The organism is Nocardioides sp. (assembly GCF_964228225.1).
In the GTDB taxonomy this organism is placed as follows: Bacteria; Actinomycetota; Actinomycetes; order Propionibacteriales; family Nocardioidaceae; genus Nocardioides.
Map to the genome: position 1 here is coordinate 49280 of NZ_CAXQZB010000052.1, position 26189 is coordinate 75468.

The window sequence follows — 26189 nt, forward strand, 5'->3', positions numbered from 1 at the left end:
CGATGACCGCCACCGACCCCACCCCGCTCGCGCCGGCCGCCCCGGTGCGACCCGCCACCCTGACCTCCGACTTCCTCCAGCGCCTCGTGGCGCGGGTGCCCGGCTCGGGCGGCGCCACCTGGTCGCTCACCGAGGTCTACACCGGGGAGACCCTGGTCGAGCTGCCGCAGTCGACGCCGGCCGACATCGAGGCCGCCTTCGCCGCAGCGCGGGAGGCCCAGGTCGCGTGGGCGGCCCGGTCGGTGGCCGAGCGCCTGGAGGTGTTCAAGCGCGCCCACACGATGTTCGTGGACAACGCCCATCTCACCGCCGACCTGATCCAGGCCGAGAGCGGCAAGAACCGGCGGATGGCGATCGAGGAGACCTGCGATCCGCCGATGGTGATGAGCTACTACCTCAAGCGGGCCAAGCAGGTGCTCGCGCCCGTCAAGCGCGGCGGCCCGGTGCCGTTCCTGTCCACCAGCACCGAGATCCGCGTGCCCAAGGGCGTCGTCGGGATCATCGCGCCCTGGAACTTCCCCTTCGCCACCGGCATCTCCGATGCCATCCCCGCCCTCATCGCGGGCAACGCGGTGGTGGTCAAGCCCGACAACAAGACGGCGCTGAGCCCGCTGTGGGGCATCGAGATGCTCGAGCGGGCCGGACTGCCGAAGGGGCTGTTCCAGGTGGTGTGCGGCGAGGGCCCCGACGTCGGGCCGACGCTGATCGACAACGCCGACTACATCATGTTCACCGGCTCCACCGCGACGGGCCGCGTGATCGGCGAGCGCGCCGGCCGCAACCTGATCAGCTGCTGCCTCGAGCTCGGCGGCAAGAACCCGATGATCGTGCTGCCCGACGCCGACCTCGACGAGACCGTCAAGGGTGCCGTCTGGGCGGCCTTCGCCAACACCGGCCAGATCTGCATGCACATCGAGCGCATGTACATCCACGACTCGATCTACGACGACTTCAAGCGCCGCTTCGTCGCCGCCGCCGAGTCCTTGCAGATCGGGGCGTCCTACGACTTCGGTCCCGACCTCGGCTCGCTGGTCTCGGTGGACCACCGCGACCGCGTCGCCAGCCACGTCGAGGACGCCGTCGCGAAGGGGGCGACGGTGCTCACCGGCGGCAACAAGCGGCCCGACATCGGCCCGGCGTTCTTCGAGCCCACGATCCTGGAGGGCGTCACGAACGACATGCTCGCCGGCTCGCTGGAGACCTTCGGTCCCGTGGTCGCGCTGCACCGCTACGCCACCATCGACGAGGCCGTCGCCCTGGCCAACGACACCGAGTACGGCCTCAACGCCTCGGTGTGGGGCACCGACCTGGAGCAGGCCGAGCGGGTGGCGCACCGGATCCACTCCGGCAACGTCAACATCAACGACGCCCTCGCCACCGCCTACGCCTCCAAGGGCACGCCCTCGGGCGGGGTCAAGCAGTCCGGCGTCGGCGCCCGTCACGGCGACCAGGGCCTGTCGAAGTACACCGACGTGAAGAACATGGCGGTGCTCAAGAAGCAGGTCATGGGCGCCCGCGAGGGCCAGTCCTACGACGACTACGTCAAGCAGATGCTCAGCTCGCTCAAGCTGATGCGCAAGCTGCGCGTGCGCTGACACCCCGGCCGCGGCCGCCCGACAAGCCGCGGCCGCCCGAGGTGCAATTCGTCAGGTACCTGACGTTCCTTCAACGGGCCGGCGCCCACGGGCCGGAGCCGATGCCGAAGGCCGGCGGGTGCGTCAGCGGCCGGGTGGGACGTCGGTGTCGCGGGCGAGGGCGGCCCAGTCCACCGGCGCGGCGCCCTGCTCGGCGAGCAGGGCGTTCACCCGGCTGAAGGGCCGGGAGCCGAAGAAGCCGCGCGAGGCCGAGAGCGGCGAGGGGTGGGGGGAGGTGACAGCGGGGATCGGGCCGAGCAGCGGCTGCAGCTGCTGCGCCGGGCGGCCCCACAGGATCGCCGCCACGGGCTGCCCGGCCCCGGCGCGCGCGGCGAGCGCCGCGATGGCGCACTCGGTGACCTCCTCCCAGCCCTGCTTCTGGTGCGACGCCGGGGTGCCGGGGCGCACGGTCAGCACCCGGTTGAGCAGCATCACGCCCTGGTCGGCCCACGCCGAGAGGTCGCCGTGCCGGGGCGGCACGACGTCGAGGTCGGCGCGCAGCTCGGTGTAGATGTTCACCAGGCTGCGCGGCAGCGGCCACACGTCGCGCTCGACGGCGAAGCTGAGCCCGATCGGATGTCCTGGGGTGGGGTAGGGGTCCTGGCCGACCACGAGCACCCGCACCTGCGCGAGCGGGGCACGGAAGGCCCGGAAGACCGCGTCGCCCGCCGGCAGATACCCGCGCCCGGCGGCGATCTCGGCCCGCAGGAACCGGCCGAGGGCCGCCACGGTGTCGTCCACCGGCGCCAGGGCCTGCGCCCAGTCCGGACTCATCAGGCCCTTCTCCACCAGCCCCGCCAGCGCGCTCACCCTGGTGATTCAACCCGATCGGGGCGTAGCGTGGCCGGCATGGGTCTCCCCGCGCTGCCGCCCCTCGCCGTCGTCACGCCCACCCGCACCGCCTGGCACCGCGTGATGCGGGAGGTGCTGGAGGCCGAGCAGTCGGCCGCGCTCGGCACGATCCGCCTCGGTGCCGACGTCGACGGCGTCCACACCCGCTGGTTCCCCGGACCCGACGGCGAACAGCGGCTGCGCCTGCACGGCGCCTCGCTGGTGCGCGAGACCGCCGACGGTGCCACGGTGACGGCCCTTCCCGACGTCGACGACGACGCGGCCGCCGCCCTCCTGGCCTGGTACCTGCTGGGCGCCGAGGTGCTGGCGGCGCTGCCGGTGACCGCCCCCGACACCCGGGAGGAGACCGTGCTCTGGCCCGAGCACGCCGACCTCGCCACCACCGTGCAGACCCCGCACGGCGGGTTGAACCTCGGCTTCTCCCCGGGCGACGAGTTCAGCGAGGAGCCCTACGTCTACGCCGGGCCCTGGGAGCAGCGCTCCGGCGCGTTCTGGAACGCCCCCTTCGGGGCGATCCGCACCTACGGCGAGATCGCAGCCGCCGCCGACCCGGCCGCGGCGGCGTCGGAGTTCCTCGCCACGGCCCGCGCCGCCCACGCCACCGACCCCCTCGCCGGCTGAGCCCGGCCCCGGCGCCCGGGGGTGTCGCGTCGTACCAACCGTTCCGGCTGTTCCCGCCCCCGATTCTCAGCGTAGACGGTAGGGACGACGACCTCAGCGGAAGCGGGCGGTGCGAGGCAGGTAGGGGGTGCGGCCGCGCTCGCCGACCTCGACGGCCAGGACGGCCATGTGGGAGGCGTCGCCCAGGATCGCCGACTGGTTGGCCACCAGGATCTCGGTGCCGCGGAAGGTCGCGCTGCACGGGGTGTCGAACGGGATCGGGGAGCCGTTCTCGCCGGTGCCGGGGAGCTCGGGCAGCCGCCGCAACTCCTGCCCGGTGGGGGACAGCACGACGATCTGGTTGGTGAGGCCGGCGTTGGCGATGTAGATCCGGCCCGAGCGTCCCACCCCGAACCCGTCGGGCAGGTCCGTGGGGGCCGAGCGCCACAGCGTGCGGAGCCGGCCCGGCCGGTCGCCGTCCAGCGTGAGGCGGTAGAGCGCGCCGTTGGTGGGCAGGTCGGAGCCGTCGGACACGGTCTGCTGGGTGATCAGCAGATCGCGCTCGCGGGCGCGGTAGACCAGCCCGGTGGTGCCGAAGCCGGCCACGCCCTCCAGGGCGGGGGAGCGGTACCAGGCGCTCACGGCCCCGCCCCGGCCGACCCGCCACAGCACGCCTTGGGCGTAGTCGCTGACCAGCAGCCCGAACGGCGTCCAGGTGGCGTAGTTCGGCACCGCGCCCGGGGGCAGGGTGGCCACGGTGCGGAACCGGCCGGTGCGCAGGTCCAGGGTCATGACGGCGCGACGCGAGGTCTCGAGCAGCACGAGGTCGCCGTCCGCGGTCTGGTTGGCCGCCTGCACGCCCGGGTCGGCGGCCAGTCGCTGGCCCGGCACGGTCCAGGACCGCAGCAGGGTGCCGCGCCCGGAGTACTCGATCACCCGCGAGGCCTGGCCGTCGCCGGACTTGTAGGTGCCGACGTAGATCCGGCCGTTGGTGTGGGCGTGCACGTAGGCCGGGTGACCCGGCGACGGCACCGCCGCCACGACGCGGGTGCTGCCGGTCTGGCGGGCGATGTCGACGGCGGTGGGCGCCGGTCCGGACACCCCGACCCCGAGTGCGGCCGCCACGACGCCGGCCAACAGCATCCTCATCGCAGCGCCTCGCGCACCTCGAGGGCGGCCCGCTCGCCGGAGCGCACCGCGCCGTCCATGTAGCCGCTCCAGAACGTGGAGGTCTCGGTGCCGGCCCAGTGCACGCGGCCGAACGGACGCCGGATCGCGGGGCCGAGGGTGGTGAACGTGCCGGGGCTGTGGAACGCCGTCGGCCCGCCGCCGCTCCAGCGCTCCTTGGTCCAGTCGTGCTCGGTGTACTCCACCGGGCGCAGCGCCTGCGGGCCGAACATCTGCGCGAAGCCCTCCAGCACCGCCCGCTTGCGCACGGCGCGGGGCGCGGTGCCGTAGCGGCGCCAGGTGTCGCCGCCCACGAAGGCCAGCAGCACGCCGATCGAGCCGTCGGCGGGGGAGTTGTCGAAGACCGCGCGGGTGGCGCCGCTGTCGCTGATGCCGAAGCCGTTGAGGCCGTCGCGGCGCCAGAACGGGGTGTCGTAGACGGCGTCGCACTTCATCAGCCGGCCCATCTCGACGTTGGCCAGCAGGCGACGCCGCGACGACGGCAGCCGTGGGAACCAGGCGAGGTCCAGGACCATCGGCGGCGGGGCGGCCACGATCGCCCGCCGCGCCCGGACCACGCCGCGCGCGGTGTGCACGACCACCCGGTCGTCGCGCTGCTCGATGCGGCGCACCGCGGCGTCGAGGGCGACGACGTCGCCCAGGCGGCGCGCGAGCCGGATCGGCACCAGCTGCGAGCCGCCGATGAACCGCCGCTCCTGCGCGCCGCCGGCGGTGTCGGAGTTGCGGGCGAAGGTCCCGGTGGTGCGCTCGTTGCCGGAGGCCGCGACGTACCAGAGCACGAAGAGGAAGTTCAGCTCGCGCGGGTCGGCCCCGAAGCCGGGCTGGGTCCAGCACTCGATGAGGTTGGCGACGCCGCGGGGGTTGAGCAGGGAGTTGGCGGCGATGAAGTCGGCCAGCGTCATGGCGTCCCACTCCCGGGCCCGGGGGTGCGACCAGGGGGCGTCGACGGCGATCTCGGCGGCGTAGGTGTCGATGAGCTGCAGCAGCAGGCCGGCGTCGGCGAGGATCGTGGGGTCCGGCGGCACGGTGCCGGTGAACTCCAGCCGGCCCAGGGTCTGGGAGAGGTAGACGCTGCGCCCGGAGTTGTACTCCTTGAACGTCGGCACCCCCATCTCGCGCGCGAGCCGGGCGATGTGGTCCTGGGTGGGGCCGATGAACGCGCCCCCGGCCTCGATGGTGACCCCGCCGGTGCGCAGCTCGTGGTTGAGCACCCGCCCGCCCACCCGGTCGCGCGCCTCGACGACCAGCACCGAGCGGCCCGACCGCGCCACCTCGCGCGCGGCGACCAGGCCGGCGATCCCCGCACCCACCACGACGACGTCGACCTCGCGCGGCAGCCGCCCCTGCAGGCCCTGCGGCCCGTCGGGGAGCGGGTCCGGCTGGGGGCTGGCGGACGCGGGGCAGGTGGTGCCGAGGGCGAGGGTGGCCGCGCCGAGTCCCGCGGCACCCGCCGCGAGCAGGTGACGGCGTGGCAGGTCGACGGCCGGGATCAGGGGAGCAGTCACGGAGGCCTCCGGGAGGTGCGGGGCGGTCGGTGTCACGACGGCGTGACGGGGGACCTGAGGGGCTTAATCTGAATCTGTGTCAGTTTCGGTTTCGTACCCTACACTCCCGGCGTGAGCACGTCACGGGTCGCGGCCCCCGCGGATCCCAGCCCCGAGCGCCCCGCCGAGCGCCCCGTCGACCGGACCCCCGAGCGGGCTCCGCGCCGCGCCCCCGTGCAGGCGCGCAGCCGGCGCAAGGTCGAGGCCCTGCTCGACGCCGCCGAGTCGGCGGTCCTCGACCACGGGGTGGAGGCCCTCACCACCCGCGAGATCGCGCAGCGCGCCGGGGTGCCGGTCGCCACGCTCTACCAGTACTTCGCCGACAAGGAGGACCTGCTGCTGGCCCTCGTCGAGCGCCACACCGCCGAGATGGACGAGCAGGTGGCCCACGACGTCGGCGCCGTCACCGAGGCCGGCCGCCTCACGATCGCGAGCCTGGTCGACGCCGTGCTCGACGCCTTCACCGCCGTGTACCGCCGCCGGCCCGCGTTCGTCGAGATCTACCTGCGCGGGCGCACCAACCTGGCCGTGCACGCCTCGGGTCGCGCCCACAACCGCGAGGTCGCCGCCACGCTGCGGGCGCTGGCGGTCGCCGAGGGGCTCACCGGCCCCGACCTGCCCGAGCAGGCGGCGGTGCTGGCGGTCGAGATCGGCGACCGGATGTTCCAGCTCGCCTACGAGCACGACCTCGCCGGCGACCCCGCGATCATCGCCCAGGGCCGGCTGATGCTCACCTCCTACCTCGAGCGGTTCGCCCGATGACCCCGGTCGGGGCGTCGGACCCCGCCGCGGCGGTCGCCGACGCCGCGCGCCGACTCGCTGCGCAGGGGCTGCTCGTCGGCACCGCCGGCAACGTCAGCGTGCGCGACGGCGAACGCTGTTGGATCACCGTCAGCGGTGCCGTGCTCGCCGAGACCACGCCCGACGACGTCGTCGCCGTGCCGCTCGCGGGCGGGGAGGGGGTGCGGGCCAGCTCCGAGCTCGAGCTGCACCGGCTCGTCTACGCCGCCCGACCCGAGGTGGGCGCGGTCGTGCACACCCACGCGCCCTACAGCACCGCGGTGGCCTGCGTGCTGCCCGAGCTGCCGGTGATCCACTACCAGCAGCTGCTGCTGGGCGGGGCCGTGCGGGTGGCGCCCTACGCCACGTTCGGCAGCCCCGCGCTGGCCGAGGGGGTGGCTGAGGCGCTCACCGGCCGGCAGGCCGCGCTGCTGGCCAACCACGGCTCGGTCGCGGTCGGGCCCGACCGCGCCGCCGCCACCGAGCACGCCGTGCTGCTGGAGTGGCTCGCCGCCCTGCACCACCGCGCCAGCGTCCTCGGCACCCCCCGGGTGCTGAGCGAGGCCGAGCAGACCGACGTCGTCCTGGCCGCCCTCGCGCGCCGCTACGGAGAGAAGAGCACCTCATGACCGTTCCCGCTCCCACGCCCTGGCGCCTGGCCGCCGTGGGGGTCCACGTGCTCGACACCCACGTCATCGGCGTCACCGGCATCCCCGAGGGCTCCGACGGCGCCCTGGTGGACACCATCCGGCTCTCGCCCGCCGGCACGGCGGGTGGCACCGCGATGATCGCGGCCCGGCTCGGGGCGCAGGTCCGCAGCCTGGGCGCGGTCGGCACCGACGCCGCCGGCGACACCCTGCTCGCGCTGCTGGTCCGCGAGGGCGTCGACGTCGCCGGGATCGTGCGGCTGCCCGAGCAGCCCACCTCGGCCTCGGTGCTGCCGGTGCGCCCCAATGGCGACCGGCCGGCCTGGCACTGCGTGGGGGCCAACGGCGCCTTCACCCTCGACCACGTGGCCGACGTCGACTGGACCGGGTTCGACGCCGTGCACCTCGGCGGCCCCGAGTTCCTCGGCGGTCCGGCGGCCGGTGAGCTGCTCGCCGCGGCTCGCGCGGCCGGCGCCGTGACCTCGATCGACGTGCTGGCCCCCGGCGACCCCGACCTGCTCGCCTGGATCGCCGACGCCTTGCCCCACTGCGACTACCTGCTGCCCAACGACGAGCAGGTGCGCGGGTTCACCGGCGAGGACGACCTCGCCGCCGGCGCCCGGGCGCTGGTGGCCGCGGGTGCGGGCTGCGTGGCCGTCACGGCCGGCGCGCGAGGTGCGTTGGTCGTCACCAGCGCCGACCCCGCCGATCCCGACGGCTGCGTGGCGGTGCCGGCCCTGCCGATCCCGGCCGAGGAGCTGGTCGACACGACCGGCTGTGGCGACGCGTTCTCCGCCGGTTTCCTGCGCGGGATCGGCCTGGGCCTCGGCCCCGTCGACGCCGCCCGCCTCGGGTGCGCCACCGCCGCCCAGGTGGCCCGGGGCTTGGGCACCGACGCCGGCACCTACGACCTCGACCTGGTGCGGAGCACCGCCGGCCTCTGACGGCCCGCCGCGTCCCCGAGGTCTCCCGTTGTCACCAGCGAAAAGCACCGGTCAACGGCGTTGACCCGTGCTTTTCGCTGGTGACAACGGGAGACGGTGAGCCTCAGCGGCCGTCGGTGGGGCCGGGCGGGGGGCTCGCGGCCGCGCGGCGGTGCCGCTCGGCGAGCGCGATGCCGTTGGCCACCGCGGCGGTGAGGAGCAGCAGCACGCCGAGGACGAGCAGCCCGGCGGCCAGCAGGAGCAGGGCGTCCGCGTCGGCGTCGTCCTCAGCCGCGAGCCGCGTGCCGTAGCCGGCCAGGATCAGCACGGTGCCCAGGATCGCGTGGCCGCCGCCCGGGCTGTACTCGTCCGCTCCGATCGCCATGCCGAGCACCCTGCTGGAGCGCGACGGCCCGAGCAAGCGGCGCGCCGAGGGGGTCGGGTGCTACTTGGCCAGGGCGCGGGAGGACTTCGAGCCGTGACGGCGGGCGCCGGTGCCGATGGCCGGGGTCCCGGCGGACGGGGCGGGCTCCGCGGCCTGGGCGGTGGCCGCCTCGGCCCGGTCGCTGGACCACTGGTCGATCCACTCGTCGAGCACCACCCAGGTGGTGCCGCGCGCGGCGCGGCCGGTGAGCATGCCGAGGTGGCCGCCGGGCACGACCTCGAAACGCACGTCGGGGGAGCCGGTGAGCAGCGGCACGAGCGCGCGGACGGCCGGCACCGGGGCGATGCCGTCGTTGGCGCCGCCGAAGACCAGCACCGGCACCCCGATGTCGGCGAGCGCGAGCTCGCGGCCGCCCACCTCGAAGGTGCCGTTCACCATCGCGTTGCCCTTGACGAAGCGGTGGTAGAGCTGGCCGAAGGTGCGGCCGGGGTAGGCGATCATGTTGGCGGTGAACCGGTCGACCGCCTCGAGCTGGGCGAGGAAGTCGGCGTCGTCGAAGTGGGCGACCTTGGCGACCGGCTTGGTGACCAGCTTCTGGAACGAGGAGAGCTGGAAGGCCCACTTCACCAGCGGCTTCGGGGCGCCGCCGAGCATGCGGTAGCCGCCGGTGATCGGGCCCCGGCCGTCGATCCAGTTCAGCAGGGGGCGCAGCGGCGCCACCAGCGGCACCAGGCTGACGTCGACGGGGGAGCCCACGATGGTGAGCGAGGCGATCGGCAGGTCGGCGTCGGAGGCCGCGGTGAGCAGGCTGAAGATGCCGCCCAGGGACCAGCCGACGACGTGCACCTGACGGCCGCCGGCGTGGGCGGAGGTCTCGCGGATCGCGGTGGGCACGACCTCCTCGATCCAGTGCTCCATGCCGAGGTTGCGGTCCTTGAACGAGACCTCGCCGTACTCGAGCAGGTAGGTGGGCCGCCCCTCGGTGACCAGGTGCTCGACCAGCGAGCAGCCGCGCCGCAGGTCGTAGCAGATCGCGGGTGCGGCGAGCGGGGTCACGAGCAGCACGGGGTCGCCGCTCTCCTGGGCCGTGGCCGAGGGGCGGTAGTGGTAGACCTCGCGCAGCGTGCCCTCGTCGATCAGGGTGCGCGGCATCGGCCGCAGGTCGGCGAGGCCGCCGTAGAGCACCTTGTGCGCCAGGTTGCCAGCGGCCGCCACGACCTGGTCGGGCTTCGGGATGAGGTCCACGCAGGTCAGTATCGCCGAGATGAGGTGATCCTCACAGGGCCGCCGTCACATGGTCGGTGACGCCCGCATCACACCTGTGCGGGGGAAGGCCGGTCAGGTCGGCGTCAGGTCGGCGGCGGGACCGGCCCGTGCACGGCCGCGGCCGCGCCGGTGGTCCACGCCCAGTACCGGTCGCCGAAGGACCAGTGCCACCACTCGGTGGGGTAGTTCACCAGCCCGACGCCGTGCAGCGCCCGCACCAGCTCGCGGCGCAGCAGCAACGCCTCCCCGACGACGTCGGGGTGGTCGGTGTAGCAGCGCCCCCCCGACTGCTCCGGGGTCGCGTCGATGGGGCAGCCGAGGTCGAGCTCGACGCCCTCGGGGGTGGTCAGGAGCACGTCGGCGGCCGCGCCCGCCGTGTGCGGCGCCAGCTCGGGCGGGGAGATGTAGCGGCTGGCGAGCACGCGCAGCACGGCGGCGTCCAGCTCGGGGTGGGCCGCGGCGAGGGTGGCGCGATAGCGGTCGAACGCCGCGCGCTGCCGCTCCGGGCGGCGGTAGCCCTCGTTGAGCACCAGGCGCAGGTCGCCCGGCAGGGCCGCGGCGGCGTCGGCGAGGCGCTCCAGCACGGTGCGCCGCAGCCAGCGCCCCGCGCCGGTGCCGTCGTCCTCGCGGCCGTCGAAGGGGAGCACGCCGGCGGAGTCCACCAGCGCGGTGGCGTCCTCGTGCACGGGCACGGCGACGACGCGCGCGTCGGTGAGCAGCACGACGGGCGGGGTCGCGCCGGGGCCGGCGCCAGGGCCGGCGTCGGAGCCGGGGCCGGTCACGAGCGGCGGGCCGGGCGCACCGACTTGTCGTGCGGGTTCGACACCTCGCCCAGCACCGAGAGGAAGGAGTCGGCCCACGCCTTGACGTCGTGCTGGCGGATGGTGCGGCGCATCGCCCGCATCCGGCGTCCGAGCTCCTTGCCGTCGGCGTTGTAGGCCTCCAGCAGTGCGGCCTTCATGCCGTTGATGTCGTAGGGGTTGACCAGCCACGCCTGGCGCAGCTCATCGGCGGCGCCGGCGAACTCCGAGAGCACCAGCGCGCCGTCCTCACCCACTCGGCAGGCGACGTACTCCTTGGCCACCAGGTTCATGCCGTCGCGGTAGGGGGTCACGACCATGACGTCGGCGGCGCGGTAGAGCGCCGCCATCTCCTCGCGCGGGTAGGACGCGTGCAGGTAGGAGATCGCGGGACGGCCGATGCGGCCCAGGTCGCCGTTGATGCGACCCACGAGCCGGTCGATGTCGTCGCGCAGCAGCCGGTACTGCTCCACCTGCTCGCGGCTGGGCACCGCCACCTGCACGAACACGGCGTCCTCGACGTCGATGTGGCCCTCCTCCACCAGCTCGGCGAACGCGCGGAGCCGGGCGTAGATGCCCTTGGTGTAGTCGAGCCGGTCGATGCCGAGGAAGATCCGGCGCGGCTCGCCCAGCGCACGGCGGATCTCGAGCGACCGCGCGACGACGCCGGCGTCGGTGGCCAACGCCTCGAAGCCCGCGGCGTCGATGGAGATCGGGAAGGGCTCGGCCCGCACCGTGCGGCCGTCGGGGAGGTAGACCAGGTCGCGATGGGTCTTGTGGCCGACGCGCTGGCGCACCAGGCGCACGAAGTTGGCCGCGCCGCCGGGCAGCTGGAAGCCGACCAGGTCGGCGCCGAGCAGGCCCTCGAGCAGCTGGCGGCGCCAGGGCAGCTGCTGGAACAGCTCCGGCGGCGGGAAGGGGATGTGGAGGTAGAAGCCGATGCGCAGGTCGGGCCGCAGGGCGCGCAGCAGCTGCGGCACCAGCTGCAGCTGGTAGTCGTGCACCCACACGGTGGCGCCCTCGGCGGCGAGCTCGGCGGCCCGCTCGGCGAAGCGGTTGTTGACCGCGACGTAGGAGTCCCACCACTCGCGGTGGAACTCCGGCTTGGCCACGAGGTCGTGGTAGATCGGCCACAGGGTGCCGTTGGAGAAGCCCTCGTAGAACTCGGTGATCTCGGCCCGGGTGAGCCCCACGGGCGCGAGCCGCATGCCGTCGACCTCGAAGGGTTCGGTGCTCAGCGCCGGCGCCTCGTCGCTGGCGCCGCCGGGCCAGCCGATCCAGACCCCGCTGCCGGCGCGCATCACCGGCTCGATGGCGCTCACGAGCCCGCCCGGCGACCGGCGCCACCCCACCTGCCCGTCGGGACCGGTGACGCGGTCCACCGGCAGACGGTTGGCGACGATCACGAGATCCGCGGACACACCGGCACCCTAGTCGCACCCGCGGCACCGGCGCCGCGGGTGCGGACGGCGCGGCGGGGTGAGGCTCCCCGGGCGGGGCGCCGTCCCACCCGTCCCCGACCGGAGTGGCGAATGACAGCCGTGTGATTCCCCGTCTACCATGGCCCGCATGGACGCCCAGCCGCAGCACGACGCTTCGCCGAGCCCGGCCGGCCCCACGACGTCGCTGAGCCAGCGCGACGTCGAGATCCTGGCCTTCGAGCGCCAGTGGTGGAAGTACGCCGGCGCCAAGGAGTCGGCCGTGCGCGAGAAGTTCGACATGTCCAGCACCCGCTACTACCAGGTGCTCAACGCCCTCATCGACCGCCCCGAGGCCCTCGAGGCCGACCCGCTGCTGGTGCGCCGGCTGCGGCGCCTGCGGTCCCAGCGCCAGCGCCAGCGCTCGGCGCGACGGCTCGGCTTCGAGATCTGAGCCGGTCGCGATGAGCGAGCGCAGCCGCCCCGAGCGCGGCCTGATGCCGCAGGTGGCCCCGTCCGGACTGGTGCTGCTCAGCGCCGTCGCGGTGCTGATGGCGGGCCTGGCCTTCGTGCTCACCCGGGGCGAGGACCCCGCCCCGCGCGACATCGCCGCCCCGGCCCGTGCCGAGCAGACCACCGGCGCCGAGGCCGACGCCACCCCCGCGCCCACACCGAGCGCGACGCCCGAGCCCACGCGCGAACCCAAGCCCGACGTCGACCGCTCCCAGGTGTTCGTCGAGGTCTACAACAACACCGCGATCTCCGGCCTGGCCGGCGAGGTCGGCACCACCGTCGGCGCCGCCGGGTGGCAGGTCGTCGGCACCGACAACTGGTACGGCACGATCCCGGCCACCACCGTGTACTACCCCGACCGGCTCAAGCGCGAGGCCCGGCAGCTGGCCCGCGACCTCGGCGTCGACCGCATCCAGCCGGCCGTCGCGCCGATGAAGTTCGACCGCCTCACGCTCATCCTCACGGGCGAGATCTAGGTCGCAGTCGGCCTGCGGACCCTCCGCGGGTGGGTCCGGGCGTGGTTGACTCGGTGGTCGTGGACGCTCCCGCCGCCGCTCGCTACGACGCCTTCGTGCGCGCCGCCGCGCGCTGCGCGGTCGCCGTCGACTTCGACGGCACGATCGCCCCGATCGTCGACGACCCGGCCGCGGCCCACATCCACCCCGACGCCGTCGAGGCGTTCCTGGCCCTGGCCCCGCACGTCGCCGCGCTCGCGGTGATCACCGGGCGCCCGGCCCGGCAGGCCCTCGACCTGGGCGGTCTGGAGCAGCTGGCCCACCGGGCGGCTGCCGTCGGCACCCCGCTGCTCGTCTTCGGCCAGTACGGCAACGAGCGGTGGAGCTCCTCCCAGCCGCGCATCGTCAGCCCGCGTCCGCCCGCGGGGCTGGCCAGCTTCGAGCGCGAGCTGCCCCGCCTGCTGCGCACCCACGACGCCGCCGGGGCGCACCTGGAGGACAAGGGCCTCGCGGTGGCGATCCACACCCGCCGCCTGCCCGACGCCGCCGCCGCGTTCGAGCGGCTGCGCGGCCCGGTGCAGGAGCTCGCCGACCGCTACGGCCTGGTCGTCGAGCCGGGCCGGCAGGTGCTGGAGGTGCGGTCCCCGGGGATGGACAAGGGGGTCGCGGTGCGCACCCTGATGGCCGACCTCGACCTCGACGGTCTGCTCTACGCCGGCGACGACCTCGGCGACCTCGAGGCCTTCCACGCCGTGCGCGCCCTCGCCGACACCGGCGCCCCCACGCTGCTCGTGTTCTCCGCCTCGGGGGAGGAGAGCGCGCTGCGCGACCTCGCCGACCTCAGCGTCCCCGGCCCCACCGGCGTCGTCGCGCTGCTCCGACGCCTCGCCGACGACGCCCAGGCCGCCCAGGCCGCCGCCCCGGCCTGAGACGGGGCCCGGGCCGGCAGGCCCTCGGGTCGCCCCGCCGGATGGTGAGACGGCGTTCCGCATCGCGGACCTCGATGCGGCACGGGCGGGGCGGCGCCCGTACAGTGAGGAACAGCTCATCCAGAGGGACTGAGGGAACGGCCCTGCGAAGTCCCGGCAACCGCCACGCGCCTCCGCCTCCCGGCACATCCGGGGACGGTACGTGGAAACGGTGCCAATTCCGCTCGGTGCGACCGTCGCGCCGGGGAAGATGAGAAGGAGGAGAGTCATGAGCGCCGTCACCGTCGAGCAGTCCGACGCCACCCGCGAGCCCGGTGGGTCCGGCCCCCGCGAGGGAGCCTTCGGCAACGCCACCCACCTGCAGTGCCGCGAGTGCGGCACCGCCGTGGCCCTGGGCCCCTTCTACGCCTGTCCGGAGTGTTTCGGCCCCCTCGAGGTCGCCTACGCCTACCCGACGCTCACCCGTGAGGAGATCGAGGCCGGCCCGGCCAACATCTGGCGCTACAAGGCGCTGCTGCCCGTGCCCACCGACATCGAGTCCAGCCCCAACACCGAGCCCGGCTTCACCCGGCTGCTCGAGGCCCGCAACCTCGCCGCCGAGCTGGGCCTCACCAAGCTGTGGGTCAAGGACGACTCCACCAACCCCACCAACTCCTTCAAGGACCGCGTCGTGGCCTGCGCCCTGAGCGCGGCGCGCGAGCTGGACGCCAAGGTCTTCGCCTGCCCCAGCACGGGCAACCTCGCCAACGCCGTGGCCGCCGCCGGTGCCCGCGCCGGCATCAAGACCGTGGTGTTCATCCCGAGCAACCTCGAGCAGCCCAAGCAGGTGAGCTCCGCGATCTTCACCGAGAACCTCGTGGCCGTCGACGGCAACTACGACGACGTCAACAAGCTGGCCTCCGAGATCGCGGGCGAGGAGGACGGCTGGGCGTTCGTGAACGTCAACGTCCGGCCCTACTACGCCGAGGGCTCCAAGACCCTGGGCTACGAGATCGCCGAGCAGCTCGGCTGGCGGCTGCCGGACCAGGTCGTGATCCCGGTCGCGTCGGGCTCCCAGCTCACCAAGGTGCACAAGGCGTTCGGCGAGCTGATCAAGCTCGGCCTGGTCGAGGACAAGCCCTACCGGATCTACGGCGCGCAGGCCACGGGCTGCTCGCCGGTCTCGGTGGCCTACAAGGCCGGCGTCGACGCGATCCGCCCCGTCAAGCCCGACACCATCGCCAAGAGCCTGGCCATCGGCAACCCCGCCGACGGCATCTACGTGCTCGACATCTGCCGCGAGACCGGCGGTGCGGTGGAGGACGTCACCGACGAGGAGGTGCGCGACGGCATCGTGCTGCTCGCCCGCACCGAGGGGATCTTCACCGAGACCGCCGGCGGCACCACCGTGGCGGTGCTCAAGAAGCTCGTCGAGACCGGCCAGCTCGACACCTCCCTGGAGACCGTCGTCATCAACACCGGTCACGGCCTGAAGACCCTCGACGCCGTGTCCGGCGTCGTCGGTGCGGCCGCCACGATCCCGCCGACCTACGCGGCCTTCAAGGCCTCGGGCATCGCCTGAGCCTGCCCCGCGACCCGGCTGTCCCACCCGCCGCCCCATCCCTGCACGAACGAGGAACCCCTGTGAGCGTCTCCGTCCGCATCCCGACCATCCTGCGCACCTACACCGGCGGGGAGTCCGAGGTCAGCGCCACCGGCGCCACCCTGGGCGACGTGCTGGCCGACCTCGACGCCACCTACCCCGGCATCCAGGCGCGGATCCTGGACGAGGACGGCAAGCTGCGCCGGTTCGTGAACGTCTACGTCGACAACGACGACGTCCGCTTCCTCGACAACCTCGCCACCCCCACCCCGGCCGGCACCCAGATCTCGGTCATCCCCGCCGTCGCCGGCGGCTGCTGAGCCCCCGGTCGGTCGCCGGTCGGTCGCCGGTCGCCTCCGGGACGCCGGCCTGACGCCGGCCGGTCACCCCGGCCTGCTTCAAACGGGGGCGTGAGCAGACGCAGAGCGGATCACGCCCCGCGGGCGCTGGTGTCGGTCGTGACGCTGGGCGCGGCGGCGGGGCTGCTGGGCGTCGCCGCCCGGGCGGCGCTGCACCGGCAGGCGGCCCAGGCGCGCGGCGCGATCGGCAAGCCGTGGGGTGAGACCCCGACGACGCCGGACGCCAACCGCGTCTGGCGACGCCGCTACGGCGGGACGGCGCTGGACCTGCTCGTGATCGGCGACTCCGTGGCCGCCGGGCTGGGCGCCGAGCACCGCAAGGACACCCTGGGCGGGCGACTCGCCAAGGGGCTCGGCAAGGCGCTGCGTCGTCCGGTGCGGCTGACGATGGCGGCGGTCGTGGGCGCGGAGACGAGCATGGTGGCCGCCCAGCTCGACGGCCTCCCGGCCGACTACCGGCCCGACGTCGCGGTGCTCGTGGTGGGCGGCAACGACGTGATCCACCGGGTGGCCGTGGAGGAGTCGGTGGCCCACCTCCGCGAGGTCCTGGAGCGGCTGCGCGAGGCCGGGGTGCCCACCGTGGTGGGCACCTGTCCCGACCTCGGCGCCATCCGGCCGGTTCCCCAGCCGCTGCGCGCCCTCGGGGCCCGGGTCTCGCGGCAGCTGGCGGCCGCGCAGACCCGCACCGCCGTGGACTGCGGGGCCCACGCGGTGTCGCTGGCACGCGTGGTGGGGCCCTTCTTCCTCACCGATCCCGAGGGGATGTTCAGCCTCGACCGGTTCCATCCCAGCGCCCAGGGCTACCGGCGCACCGCTGCCGCGCTCGTGCCCTCGGTCCTGGTCGCGCTGGGCGAGCAGCAGGCGGTGCCGCCCGGCCACCACCGGCCCCTGACACCCGGGCGGGCATCGACCGTGCCGCGCGCGGAGCGCGGGGAGGGCGGCGTCGTCCGCTAGGGTCGGGACCCGTGAGTTCTCCCGCGAGCCTGGCCACCGGCCCCGCCGTCGACCTGTACCTGACCACCATGGCGAAGATGCTGACCCGGTACGGGTTCGAGGGTCGCAACGTCACGGTGAAGTTCCCCGGCCGCTCCTACGAGGGCTACCTCTGGAACCTGCTGCGCATCGCCACGCGCGACCGCGACGTGCGCATCGTCGAGAGCGGTGAGTTCGACGCCGAGCGCCGCGCGAACGGGCGCGACTGGCCGGCCGACGCCGAGACGATGGTGGGGCTCAAGCGGCTCGCCAACGTCCGGCAGTGCCTGGAGTCGGTGATCGCCGACGGCGTGCCCGGCGACTTCATCGAGACCGGTGCGTGGCGCGGCGGCACCTGCATCTACGCCCGCGCGGTGCTGGCGGCGCACGGCGTCACCGACCGCACGGTCTGGGTGGCCGACTCCTTCCAGGGCCTGCCCGCCCCCGACGGCCGGTTCGAGGCCGACGCCGGCGACCAGCACCACACCAAGATCGACCTGGCCATCTCGGTGGAGCAGGTGCAGGAGAACTTCGCGCGCTACGAGCTGCTCGACGACCAGGTGAAGTTCCTCAAGGGCTGGTTCTCCGACACCCTGCCCACCGCCCCGGTCGAGCAGATCGCGGTGCTGCGCCTGGACGGCGACATGTACGCCTCCACCGTCGACGCCCTCGAGCCGCTCTACGACAAGGTGCCCGTGGGCGGCTACATCATCGTCGACGACTACGGGGCCGTGAAGGGCTGCGCACAGGCCATCCACGACTTCCGCGAGGCCCGCGGGATCACCGACGAGATCCACGAGATCGACTGGGCCGGGGTCTACTGGAGGAAGTCGTGACCGAGGCCGTCACCCCCTCCGCTGCCGGGGCCCCCGAGCCGGGGCAGAGCTTCCGCGACTTCGCCGCCCTGCGCGCCGCGGACTTCGAGGAGAGCCCGCAGCTGAAGATCAAGCGGCTGGAGAAGCTGCTGGTCGACGAGCGCCGGTTCTCGGTGAAGGTCACCCGGCAGCTGCACCGCAGCATGGCCAAGGACCTGCGCGAGGCCCAGCAGCGCGCCAAGGACGCCGAGGCCCGCGCGGCCGCCGCCACCAAGGCCGCCGCCCAGGCCGAGCGCCGCCTCGCCGGCGCCCGCGAGCGCGCCCGCGCCGCGGAGGCCGAGGTCGCCGCGCTGCGGGCCAGCACGACCTGGCGGGCGGGCCGCGTGCTCACCGCCCTCCCCGGCCGGCTCAAGCGCCGGGGCTGACCCGGCACCAGCACTCATCAGGAGGAACCGTGAGCGGCATCTCGGGCGCCGACCACTCCCGCACCACCGGACCGCTGCTCCTGCTCGCCACCTGCGCGGCCTGGCCCGACGGCGAGCCCGGGGGCGAGCTGCTCGCCCCGGCCTTCGCAGCCCACGGCATCGCCGCCCGGTGGGCGGTGTGGGACGACCCGTCGGTCGACTGGGAGTCCGCCGACCTCGTGGCCGTGCGCTCCACCTGGGACATCCAGCACCGGATGCCCGACTTCCTGGCCTGGGCGCGTCGACTCGGTCCGCGGTTGCTGCAGGGGGAGCGGGTGTTCCGGTGGAACACCGACAAGCGCTACCTGCTCGACCTCGCCGCGCAGGGGCGGGTGCCGGTGATCCCCACCGAGGCCCCCGAGGACGCCGTCGCCCTGCGCGCGGCCATCACCCGCGTGGGCAGCGCGGTCGTCAAGCCCCGCCTCGGCGCGGGCGGCGACGGCCTCGTGGTCGTGCACGACGGCGAGGGCCCGCTGCCCGCCGAGCTGCTCACCGACCTCAACCACTGGTTGGTCCAGCCGCTGGTGCCCTCGGTCTTCGACACCGGCGAGCGGTCGGTGTTCGTGCTCGGCGGCCACCCCGGCGCCCAGGTGGCGAAGGTGGCCCCGCCCCACGACGTGCGGGTGCACGAGCACCGCGGCGGCACGACCCGCGTCGTGTCGGCCGACCCCGAGCTGGCGCTGCTGGCCGTCGACGCCGTGGCGGCCACCACCGAGCTGCTCGGCGCCGGCCTGCCCTACGCCCGGGTCGACCTGCTGCACCACGAGGGACGCTGGTGCGTGAGCGAGATCGAGCTCACCGAGCCGGGCCTGTACCTCGACCACCTGCCGGGCAACGCGACCCGGTTCGCCGACGTCGTCGCCGAGCACCTCGCGGCCGTCGGCGGCTGAGCGGCGCCCCCGCACGGGGGACCGCCCTCGGGAGGCGTTTGCACTCTCCAGGGGCGAGTGCTAAACATTGAGTGGCACTCTCCTCGCGAGAGTGCCAACCGGATCGGTGCCAGCTGAGGCCCGGGCGCCGGGCGAGAAGGGATCGCCCGTTCGCGCGGGTCGGCCGTCGCGGGCAGCCCACCGCCCCGGACCCACCCGAACTCTTACGCGTAAGGAATCGCAGGAGTCATGCCGAAGCTGATTGCTTTCAACGAGGAGGCCCGGCGCGGTCTCGAGCGCGGGATGAACACCCTCGCCGACGCCGTCAAGGTCACCCTCGGTCCCAAGGGCCGCAACGTCGTGCTGGAGAAGAAGTGGGGTGCGCCCACCATCACCAACGACGGTGTGAGCATCGCCAAGGAGATCGAGCTCGAGGACCCCTACGAGAAGATCGGCGCCGAGCTGGTCAAGGAGGTCGCGAAGAAGACCGACGACGTCGCGGGTGACGGCACCACCACCGCGACCGTCCTCGCCCAGGCCATGGTCCGCGAGGGCCTGCGCAACGTCGCCGCCGGCGCCAACCCGATGGGCCTCAAGCGGGGCATCGAGGCCGCCGTCGCCGCCGTCTCCGAGCAGCTGCTCGCGATGGCCAAGGACGTCGAGACCAAGGAGCAGATCGCCTCCACCGCCTCGATCTCCGCCGCCGACACCACCGTGGGCGAGCTCATCGCCGAGGCGATGGACAAGGCCGGCACCGAGGGCGTCATCACCGTCGAGGAGTCCAACACCTTCGGCCTCGACCTCGAGCTCACCGAGGGCATGCGGTTCGACAAGGGCTACATCTCGGCCTACTTCGTCACCGACCCCGAGCGCATGGAGACGGTCCTGGAGGACCCCTACCTGCTCATCGCCAACTCCAAGGTCAGCAACGTCAAGGACCTGCTGCCCGTGCTGGAGAAGGTCATGCAGTCCGGCAAGCCGCTGCTGATCATCGCCGAGGACGTCGACGGCGAGGCGCTGTCCACCCTGGTCGTGAACAAGATCCGCGGCACCTTCAAGTCCGCCGCCGTCAAGGCCCCGGGCTTCGGTGACCGCCGCAAGGCCATGCTGCAGGACATCGCGATCCTCACCGGCGGCCAGGTGATCTCCGAGGAGGTCGGCCTGAAGCTGGAGAACGCCGGCATCGAGCTGCTCGGCCAGGCCCGCAAGGTCGTCATCACCAAGGACGAGACCACCATCGTCGAGGGTGCGGGCGACGAGGAGCAGATCAAGGGCCGGGTCAACCAGATCCGTGCCGAGATCGAGAAGAGCGACTCCGACTACGACCGCGAGAAGCTGCAGGAGCGCCTCGCCAAGCTGGCCGGCGGCGTGGCCGTCATCAAGGTCGGCGCGGCCACCGAGGTCGAGCTCAAGGAGCGCAAGCACCGCATCGAGGACGCCGTCCGCAACGCCAAGGCCGCGGTCGAGGAGGGCATCGTCGCCGGCGGTGGCGTGGCGCTGGTCCAGGCCTCCGACGCCGCGTTCGCCAAGCTCGAGCTCGAGGGCGACGAGGCCACCGGTGCCGCGATCGTGAAGCTGGCCACCGAGGCCCCGCTCAAGCAGATCGCGGTCAACGCCGGCCTCGAGGGCGGCGTCGTGGCGGAGAAGGTGCGCGGCCTGCAGGCCGGTCACGGTCTCAACGCCGCCACCGGCGAGTACGTCGACATGATCGCCGCCGGTATCATCGACCCCGCCAAGGTCACCCGCTCGGCGCTGCAGAACGCCGCGTCGATCGCCGCGCTGTTCCTCACCACCGAGGCCGTCGTGGCCGACAAGCCGGAGAAGGCCGCCGCTGGTGGCGACCCGACCGGTGGCATGGGCGGCATGGACTTCTGAGTCCCGCCCCGCACGTCTGATCCATCCGCAGGCCCCGCTCCGACCCCGGTCGGAGCGGGGCCTGTCGGCGTTCCCGGGTCCGACGTCCTCCCGCCCGTCCTGCGGCGTCCTCGCGGCCCGGTGTGGCCCGGTGTGGCACCGTGGGGCCGTGCGCGAGGCGGAGGGGGACTTCGAGGCGCGCCTGGGCGGCGTGATCGAGCCCGTCCGCCGCTTCCTGCGTCGTCGCTGCGATCCCGACACCGTCGACGACGTGCTGGCCGACACCCTGCTCGTGCTGTGGCGGCGTCGCGACGAGCTGCCGGCCACGACCGACGCGGACCTGCTGCCCTACGCCTACGGCGTCGCGCGCGGCTGCCTGGCCAACGCCCGACGCTCCCAGGAGCGGCGGGAGCGGTTGCGGGGGCGGCTGCTCGGTCTGCGGGCGAGCGACGCCGCCCCCGGGGCGGTGGTCGGGCCCGGCGACCCCGGCGACCCCGCCGATCACGTGGCGGCCGTGCTCGGCCTGCTGCCCCCGGCCCAGGCGGAGGTGCTGCGGCTGTGGGCCTGGGAGGAGCTGGGGGCCGGGGAGATCGCCACGGTCCTGGGCATCACCCCCAACGCCGCCTCGCTGCGACTCCAGCGCGCCCGCGCCGGATTCCGCGAGCACTGGCGACAGATCCGCACCGAGACCGGACACGAACCCGGTGGAAGGAGGCAGCCGTGACCGCTGAGGAACCGCTCGACCCGCTCGACCCGTCGGGACCCGCCGAGGCCGAGCACCCGCAGGACCGGGACCTGGCCGCGCTGCTGCGCGCCCACGACCCCGCGGCCGACCTCCCTCCGCTCACCCCCGCCCATCGCGCCCGGCTCCGGGCGACCGTCCAGGAGGTCGACATGACCCGCTCCCGCCGTACCCCGCTCCTCGCCGCCGCGGCGGCCGTCGCCGTGATCGCCGTCGGTGGGGGCCTCGTGCTCGCCGGCGGCTCCGACGACACGGCCCCCGACCGCACCGCCGCCGAGAGCGCCACCACCTCGGGCGACGACGCCGGGGCGGCGGCCGTCGCCCCCACCGTCACCGACCTCACCGACGCCGGCGGCGTCAGCGCCAAGTGCCTGCCGCCGGAGTCGAACCCGCAGGTGGTGGCCGCCCAGGAGGTCGTGGTCGACGCCGTGGCCACCGAGGTGTCCGACGACACCGTCACCCTCACCCCGAGCCGCTGGTTCGCCGGTGCGCCCACCGACCTCGTGGTCATCGCCGCCCCGCCGGCGGCCGGCCGGATGAGCGAGATGAGCGTGGAGTTCGTGCCCGGCGAGCGGTACCTCGTCTCCGCCACGGGCGGTGCCGTCACGGCCTGCGGGTTCACCGCGCCCTGGAGCGCCGACCTCGAGGCGGTCTACGAGGCGGCGTTCTCCTGAGCACGCCCCCGACCACGCCCGTGAGCACGGGCCCGGGCGCGGCCCACGGGCTGCTGCTCGCCGCCGGTGCCGGCACCCGGATGGGCCGGCCCAAGGCGCTGGTGCACGATCCCGACGGCACCTCGTGGCTGCGTCGCGGGCTCGCCCTGCTGCACGAGGCCGGGTGCCGCGAGGTCACCGTCGTGCTGGGCGCCCGGGCCGAGGAGGCCCGGGCGCTGGTGCCGCCCGGTGCCGCCGTCGTCGTCGCCGAGGACTGGCACGACGGCCTGGCGGCCTCGCTGCGGGCGGGGCTGCGGGCCCTCGCCGCGCGGGAGTCGGGGGCCGGCGCCGGGGCCGACACCGCTGTCGTCACCCTGGTGGACCTGCCCGACCTCACCCCGGAGGTGGTGCGCCGGGTGCGGGCGGCCGCGCCGGGACCGGACGACCTCGCGCGGGCCGTCTTCAAGGGCCGTCCCGGGCACCCCGTCGTGCTGGGCCGCGCGCACTGGGCGCCGGTCGTGGCCGCGAGCACCGGCGACACCGGGGCCAAGCACTACCTCGCCGCCCACGGGTGCGTGGCGGTGGAGTGCGGCGACCTCGCGAGCGGCCACGACGTGGACCGTCCCGACGGGCTCGGGGGACGGTCGCCCAACCGGTGACCAACGCCACACCTCCTACGCTGGGTCGGGTGTGGACCCCCGAGCAGCCCCAGGACCTGGCCGACCGGCTCGCGACCACCGGCTACCTCTGCGACGACGACCTCGCCACCGTCGCCTACCTCGCCTTCGCCATGCAGCGCCCGATCCTGCTCGAGGGCGAGCCGGGCACCGGCAAGACCGCGCTCGCGGAGGCGCTGGCCCAGGTGCTCGACGCGCCGCTGATCCGGCTGCAGTGCTACGAGGGGATCGACGCCAGCCAGGCGCTCTACGACTGGGACTTCCCGCGCCAGGTGCTGCACCTGCGCACCCTCGAGGCCGCGGGCGGGCTGTCCGGCGGGGCGGGCGGCGTCGACCTGGTCCAGGCCGAGCAGGGGCTCTACGACGAGCGCTTCCTGCTGGCCCGGCCGGTGCTGGCCGCGCTGCGGCACGGCGGCGCGACCCCGGCGGTGCTGCTCGTGGACGAGATCGACCGCGCCGACGACGAGTTCGAGGCCTTCCTGCTCGAGGTGCTGTCCACCTTCCAGGTCACCATCCCCGAGCTCGGCACCGTGCGTGCCGACGTGCCGCCGGTGGTCGTGCTGACCTCCAACCGCACCCGCGAGCTGCACGACGCCCTCAAGCGGCGCTGCCTCTACCACTGGATCGACCACCCGAGCCTGGCCCGCGAGGTCGCGATCGTGCGCTCGCGCGCCCCGCAGGTGAGCGCGCGGCTGGCCGAGCAGGTCGTCGGCGTCGTGCAGCAGCTGCGCCACGAGGGCGGGCTGGAGAAGCCGCCGGGGGTCGCCGAGACGCTGGACTGGGCCAGCGCGCTGGTGCACCTGGGGGCCGCCGACCTCGACCTCGAGACCGCCGCCCGCACCCTCGGCGCGCTGGTGAAGTACCGCGAGGACGCCGAGAAGGTGCGTCACGCCCTGGACCGGATGCTGCGCACGTGAGCGCTCCGGCAGGTCCGGACCCGGACCCCGTCCTCGCCGCGCTCCGGCCGCCGGAGGAGGTGCTGCTCGGGTTCACCCGCGCGCTGCGGGCCGCCGGGGTGCCGGTCACCGCCGACCGGGCCCACACCTTCCTCGACGCCGTGGCCCGGCTCGACCTCGGCGACCGCGCGCTGGTGCGCATCGCCGGCCGCGCCGCGCTGTGCGCCGGCCCCGAGGACCTGCTCCGCTTCGAGCAGGTCTTCGCCGAGTACTTCGACCCCCGGGGGGAGCTGCCGCGTCCGCGGCCGGCGCCGCCCAGCCCCAGCCGGGCGCTGGAGTCGCTGAGCGAGGACGACGCCGGCAGCGGTGCGCAGGGCCGCGACGACGACGTCGTCCGGGCGCGGGCGAGCGAGGTGGAGGTGCTGCGCCACCGCGACGTCGCGGGGATGACGGCCGCGGAGAAGGCCCGGCTCGAGTCCCTCTTCGCCGGCCTGCGGCCCCGGGTGCCGCTGCGCCGCACCTGGCGCCACGAGCCGTGGCGGCGCGGCGACCTCGACGCCCGGCGCACCCTGCGCGGCTCGCTGCGCCGGTTCGGCGAGCCGGCCCGCCTCGAGCACCGGCACCGCACCACCCGGCCGCGGCGCGTCGTGCTGCTGCTCGACGTCTCGGGCTCGATGACGCCCTACGCCGACGTCCTGCTGCGCCTGGCCCACGTGCTCACCCAGGCCGCCGTGCGCCAGGGCGGGACGGTCGAGACGTTCTCGGTCGGCACCCGGCTCACCCACCTCACCCGAGCCCTGCGCACCCGCGACGCCGAGCGTGCCCTGGTGGCGGCCGGCGAGGCCGTGCCCGACTGGTCCGGCGGCACCCGGCTGGGGGAGACCCTGGCGGCGTTCCACGACCGGTGGGGCCGGCGCGGTCTGGGCCGCGGGGCGGTGATCGTGGTGTTCAGCGACGGGTGGGAGCGTGGCGACGCCGCGCTGCTGGGGGAGCAGGTGCGACGCCTGCGCTCGGTGGCCCACCGACTGGTCTGGGTGAACCCCCACCGGGGCAAGGACGGCTACGAACCAGTGCAGGGCGGCATCGTGGCGGTGCTGCCGTACGTGGACGATTTCGTCGCCGGGCACACCCTGGCGACCTACGAGGAGCTGATCGAGGTGATCTCACGTGCGTGAGGTGCTGGGTGAACTGCGCACCTGGTGGGAGAAGGGCGAGACGGTCGGGGTGGGCACCGTGGTGGCCACCTTCCGCTCCGCGCCCCGACCGCCGGGGGCCTCGATGCTGGTCGGGCCCGACGGCGCCGCCGTCGGCTCGGTGTCCGGCGGGTGCGTCGAGGGCGCGGTCTACGAGCTGGCGCAGAGCGTGGTGGCCGACGGCGTGCCGGTGCTGCAGCGCTACGGCGTCTCCGACGACGACGCCTTCGCCGTGGGCCTGACCTGCGGCGGCATCCTCGACGTGTTCGTCGAGACGGTCTCCCGGGAGACCTTCCCCGAGTTCGGTGCCGTCGCCGACGACATCGACGCCGGCCGGGCGGTGGCGCTGGCCACCGTGATCGAGCACCCCGACGCCTCCGTGCTCGGCTCGCGGCTGGTGATCCGTCCCGACCAGGACGCCGACGCGCCCGCCGGGTGGAGCGACCGGATGGTCGACGCCGTCACCGACGACGCCGTCGGCCTGCTCGGCACCGGCACCAGCGCCACCCTGACCTACGGCACCGACGGCGAGCGGCGCGGCGAGGGCATGCGGGTCTTCGTGTGGGCCTTCGCCCCCAAGCCGCGGCTGCTGGTCTTCGGCGCCATCGACTTCGCCGCGGCCGTGGCGCGCGTGGGTGGCTTCCTCGGCTACGACGTGACCGTGTGCGACGCCCGGCCGGTGTTCGCCACCGCGTCCCGGTTCCCCGACGCCGACCGCGTCGTCGTCGACTGGCCCCACCGCTACCTGCAGGCCGAGCTCGACGCCGGGGCCCTGGACCAGCGCACCGTCATCACGGTGCTCACCCACGACCCCAAGTTCGACGTCCCGCTGCTGGAGGTCGCCCTCCGGCTGCCGGAGGTGGCCTACGTCGGCGCCATGGGCAGCCGGCGCACCCACGACGACCGCCTGGCCCGGCTGCGCGAGAAGGGGCTCACCGACGCCGAGCTCGCCCGGCTGCACAGCCCGATCGGCCTCGACCTCGGTGCCCGCACCCCGGAGGAGACCGCCGTCTCCATCGCCGCCGAGATCATCGCCGGCCGCTGGGGCGGCAGCGGCCAGCCGCTCGCCGACCGCACCGGCCGCATCCACGGCTGAGGGCGGGGCCCGGCCGCGGCCGAGCCGGGCTGGGGCGGGTGCTGCTCGGGAGTCGCCCGAACGAGGGAGTGATGCGCGTCACC

28 protein-coding genes and 1 riboswitch are annotated in these 26189 nt (G+C 74.5%); of the genes, 21 read left to right on the forward strand and 7 right to left on the reverse strand.

Going from position 1 to position 26189, the window contains the following annotated elements; translation table 11 throughout:
• Positions 1 to 2 precede the first annotated feature (2 nt).
• Positions 3 to 1595, forward strand: a complete 1593-nt coding sequence (locus ACERUJ_RS13340; protein ID WP_370249091.1) for a succinic semialdehyde dehydrogenase — start codon at positions 3 to 5, stop codon at positions 1593 to 1595.
• A gap of 123 nt (positions 1596 to 1718) precedes the next feature.
• Here the strand turns inward: ACERUJ_RS13340 and ACERUJ_RS13345 are convergent, their stop codons facing one another.
• A complete protein-coding gene (locus tag ACERUJ_RS13345; RefSeq protein ID WP_370249177.1) occupies positions 1719 to 2408 on the reverse strand; it encodes a uracil-DNA glycosylase in 690 nt (229 codons plus the stop codon).
• A gap of 75 nt (positions 2409 to 2483) precedes the next feature.
• Here ACERUJ_RS13345 and ACERUJ_RS13350 point away from each other — a divergent pair, with 75 nt between their 5' ends.
• Entirely contained in the window at positions 2484 to 3107 is a 624-nt protein-coding gene (locus tag ACERUJ_RS13350) for a hypothetical protein (protein WP_370249093.1), read from the forward strand.
• Between the two features lie 93 nt (positions 3108 to 3200).
• Here the strand turns inward: ACERUJ_RS13350 and ACERUJ_RS13355 are convergent, their stop codons facing one another.
• Positions 3201 to 4235 carry an SMP-30/gluconolactonase/LRE family protein gene (locus ACERUJ_RS13355; RefSeq protein ID WP_370249095.1) on the reverse strand — a complete coding sequence of 345 codons (1035 nt, stop codon included), beginning with the start codon at positions 4233 to 4235 and terminating at the stop codon, positions 3201 to 3203.
• Entirely contained in the window at positions 4232 to 5779 is a 1548-nt protein-coding gene (locus ACERUJ_RS13360; protein ID WP_370249096.1) for a flavin monoamine oxidase family protein, read from the reverse strand. The genes ACERUJ_RS13355 and ACERUJ_RS13360 overlap by 4 nt, the downstream gene beginning before the upstream one ends.
• Before the next feature lie 111 nt (positions 5780 to 5890).
• On the opposite strand from ACERUJ_RS13360, the gene ACERUJ_RS13365 reads away from it, so the two are divergent.
• Genes ACERUJ_RS13365 through ACERUJ_RS13375 form a run of 3 tightly spaced genes read left to right on the forward strand, consistent with a single transcriptional unit; the run spans position 5891 to position 8189 of the window.
• Complete coding sequence (locus ACERUJ_RS13365; protein WP_370249098.1) at positions 5891 to 6580, forward strand: TetR/AcrR family transcriptional regulator; 690 nt, start codon at positions 5891 to 5893, stop codon at positions 6578 to 6580.
• The gene (locus ACERUJ_RS13370) at positions 6577 to 7227 is read left to right on the forward strand and encodes a class II aldolase/adducin family protein (RefSeq protein WP_370249099.1); all 651 of its coding nucleotides are present in this window, start codon (positions 6577 to 6579) and stop codon (positions 7225 to 7227) included. The genes ACERUJ_RS13365 and ACERUJ_RS13370 overlap by 4 nt, the downstream gene beginning before the upstream one ends.
• Entirely contained in the window at positions 7224 to 8189 is a 966-nt protein-coding gene (locus tag ACERUJ_RS13375; RefSeq protein WP_370249100.1) for a carbohydrate kinase family protein, read from the forward strand. Before ACERUJ_RS13370 ends, ACERUJ_RS13375 begins: the two co-directional genes overlap by 4 nt.
• 103 nt (positions 8190 to 8292) lie before the next feature.
• Here ACERUJ_RS13375 and ACERUJ_RS13380 read toward each other — a convergent pair whose 3' ends face one another.
• The 4 genes from ACERUJ_RS13380 to ACERUJ_RS13395 form a co-directional block, all read right to left on the reverse strand.
• Positions 8293 to 8553: a hypothetical protein gene (locus ACERUJ_RS13380; RefSeq protein ID WP_370249101.1), complete on the reverse strand. Its 261-nt coding sequence runs from the start codon at positions 8551 to 8553 to the stop codon at positions 8293 to 8295.
• 60 nt (positions 8554 to 8613) lie between these two features.
• Positions 8614 to 9798: an alpha/beta fold hydrolase gene (locus ACERUJ_RS13385; protein WP_370249102.1), complete on the reverse strand. Its 1185-nt coding sequence runs from the start codon at positions 9796 to 9798 to the stop codon at positions 8614 to 8616.
• Positions 9799 to 9902: 104 nt separating this feature from the next.
• Positions 9903 to 10601: a M15 family metallopeptidase gene (locus tag ACERUJ_RS13390; RefSeq protein WP_370249103.1), complete on the reverse strand. Its 699-nt coding sequence runs from the start codon at positions 10599 to 10601 to the stop codon at positions 9903 to 9905.
• Entirely contained in the window at positions 10598 to 12040 is a 1443-nt protein-coding gene (locus ACERUJ_RS13395) for a trehalose-6-phosphate synthase (protein ID WP_370249105.1), read from the reverse strand. The genes ACERUJ_RS13390 and ACERUJ_RS13395 overlap by 4 nt, the downstream gene beginning before the upstream one ends.
• 148 nt (positions 12041 to 12188) lie before the next feature.
• Between ACERUJ_RS13395 and ACERUJ_RS13400 the strand changes: the two genes are divergently transcribed.
• From ACERUJ_RS13400 to ACERUJ_RS13475, 16 genes are all read left to right on the forward strand, one after another.
• A complete protein-coding gene (locus tag ACERUJ_RS13400; protein WP_370249106.1) occupies positions 12189 to 12491 on the forward strand; it encodes a DUF3263 domain-containing protein in 303 nt (100 codons plus the stop codon).
• A 10-nt stretch (positions 12492 to 12501) separates the two neighbouring features.
• The gene (locus ACERUJ_RS13405; RefSeq protein ID WP_370249107.1) at positions 12502 to 13026 is read left to right on the forward strand and encodes a LytR C-terminal domain-containing protein; all 525 of its coding nucleotides are present in this window, start codon (positions 12502 to 12504) and stop codon (positions 13024 to 13026) included.
• 59 nt (positions 13027 to 13085) lie between these two features.
• Entirely contained in the window at positions 13086 to 13934 is an 849-nt protein-coding gene (otsB, locus tag ACERUJ_RS13410; protein ID WP_370249108.1) for a trehalose-phosphatase, read from the forward strand.
• Between the two features lie 113 nt (positions 13935 to 14047).
• Positions 14048 to 14191: riboswitch (SAM riboswitch) on the forward strand.
• An 11-nt stretch (positions 14192 to 14202) separates the two neighbouring features.
• Complete coding sequence (thrC, locus tag ACERUJ_RS13415) at positions 14203 to 15495, forward strand: threonine synthase (protein ID WP_370249109.1); 1293 nt, start codon at positions 14203 to 14205, stop codon at positions 15493 to 15495.
• A gap of 62 nt (positions 15496 to 15557) precedes the next feature.
• Positions 15558 to 15836, forward strand: a complete 279-nt coding sequence (locus tag ACERUJ_RS13420; protein WP_370249111.1) for a MoaD/ThiS family protein — start codon at positions 15558 to 15560, stop codon at positions 15834 to 15836.
• A gap of 90 nt (positions 15837 to 15926) precedes the next feature.
• Positions 15927 to 16829, forward strand: coding sequence for an SGNH/GDSL hydrolase family protein (locus ACERUJ_RS13425; RefSeq protein ID WP_370249112.1), 903 nt, complete (start codon positions 15927 to 15929; stop codon positions 16827 to 16829).
• Between the two features lie 11 nt (positions 16830 to 16840).
• Positions 16841 to 17683: a TylF/MycF family methyltransferase gene (locus ACERUJ_RS13430; protein WP_370249113.1), complete on the forward strand. Its 843-nt coding sequence runs from the start codon at positions 16841 to 16843 to the stop codon at positions 17681 to 17683.
• Positions 17680 to 18087, forward strand: a complete 408-nt coding sequence (locus ACERUJ_RS13435; RefSeq protein WP_370249115.1) for a hypothetical protein — start codon at positions 17680 to 17682, stop codon at positions 18085 to 18087. Before ACERUJ_RS13430 ends, ACERUJ_RS13435 begins: the two co-directional genes overlap by 4 nt.
• A gap of 29 nt (positions 18088 to 18116) precedes the next feature.
• A complete protein-coding gene (locus ACERUJ_RS13440) occupies positions 18117 to 19016 on the forward strand; it encodes a RimK family alpha-L-glutamate ligase (RefSeq protein WP_370249116.1) in 900 nt (299 codons plus the stop codon).
• Positions 19017 to 19244: 228 nt separating this feature from the next.
• The gene (gene groL / locus ACERUJ_RS13445; protein ID WP_370249119.1) at positions 19245 to 20870 is read left to right on the forward strand and encodes a chaperonin GroEL; all 1626 of its coding nucleotides are present in this window, start codon (positions 19245 to 19247) and stop codon (positions 20868 to 20870) included.
• Between the two features lie 148 nt (positions 20871 to 21018).
• A complete protein-coding gene (locus ACERUJ_RS13450; protein ID WP_370249121.1) occupies positions 21019 to 21573 on the forward strand; it encodes an RNA polymerase sigma factor in 555 nt (184 codons plus the stop codon).
• A complete protein-coding gene (locus ACERUJ_RS13455; protein ID WP_370249123.1) occupies positions 21570 to 22265 on the forward strand; it encodes a hypothetical protein in 696 nt (231 codons plus the stop codon). Before ACERUJ_RS13450 ends, ACERUJ_RS13455 begins: the two co-directional genes overlap by 4 nt.
• A gap of 20 nt (positions 22266 to 22285) precedes the next feature.
• Positions 22286 to 22903, forward strand: coding sequence for an NTP transferase domain-containing protein (locus ACERUJ_RS13460; protein WP_370249125.1), 618 nt, complete (start codon positions 22286 to 22288; stop codon positions 22901 to 22903).
• Between the two features lie 29 nt (positions 22904 to 22932).
• Positions 22933 to 23838 (forward strand): AAA family ATPase, encoded by a 906-nt coding sequence (locus ACERUJ_RS13465; protein ID WP_370249126.1) that lies wholly within the window; start codon positions 22933 to 22935, stop codon positions 23836 to 23838.
• A complete protein-coding gene (locus tag ACERUJ_RS13470) occupies positions 23835 to 24992 on the forward strand; it encodes a VWA domain-containing protein (protein WP_370249127.1) in 1158 nt (385 codons plus the stop codon). Before ACERUJ_RS13465 ends, ACERUJ_RS13470 begins: the two co-directional genes overlap by 4 nt.
• Positions 24985 to 26106 carry an XdhC family protein gene (locus ACERUJ_RS13475; protein ID WP_370249128.1) on the forward strand — a complete coding sequence of 374 codons (1122 nt, stop codon included), beginning with the start codon at positions 24985 to 24987 and terminating at the stop codon, positions 26104 to 26106. The genes ACERUJ_RS13470 and ACERUJ_RS13475 overlap by 8 nt, the downstream gene beginning before the upstream one ends.
• The last annotated feature ends 83 nt before the right edge of the window (positions 26107 to 26189 follow it).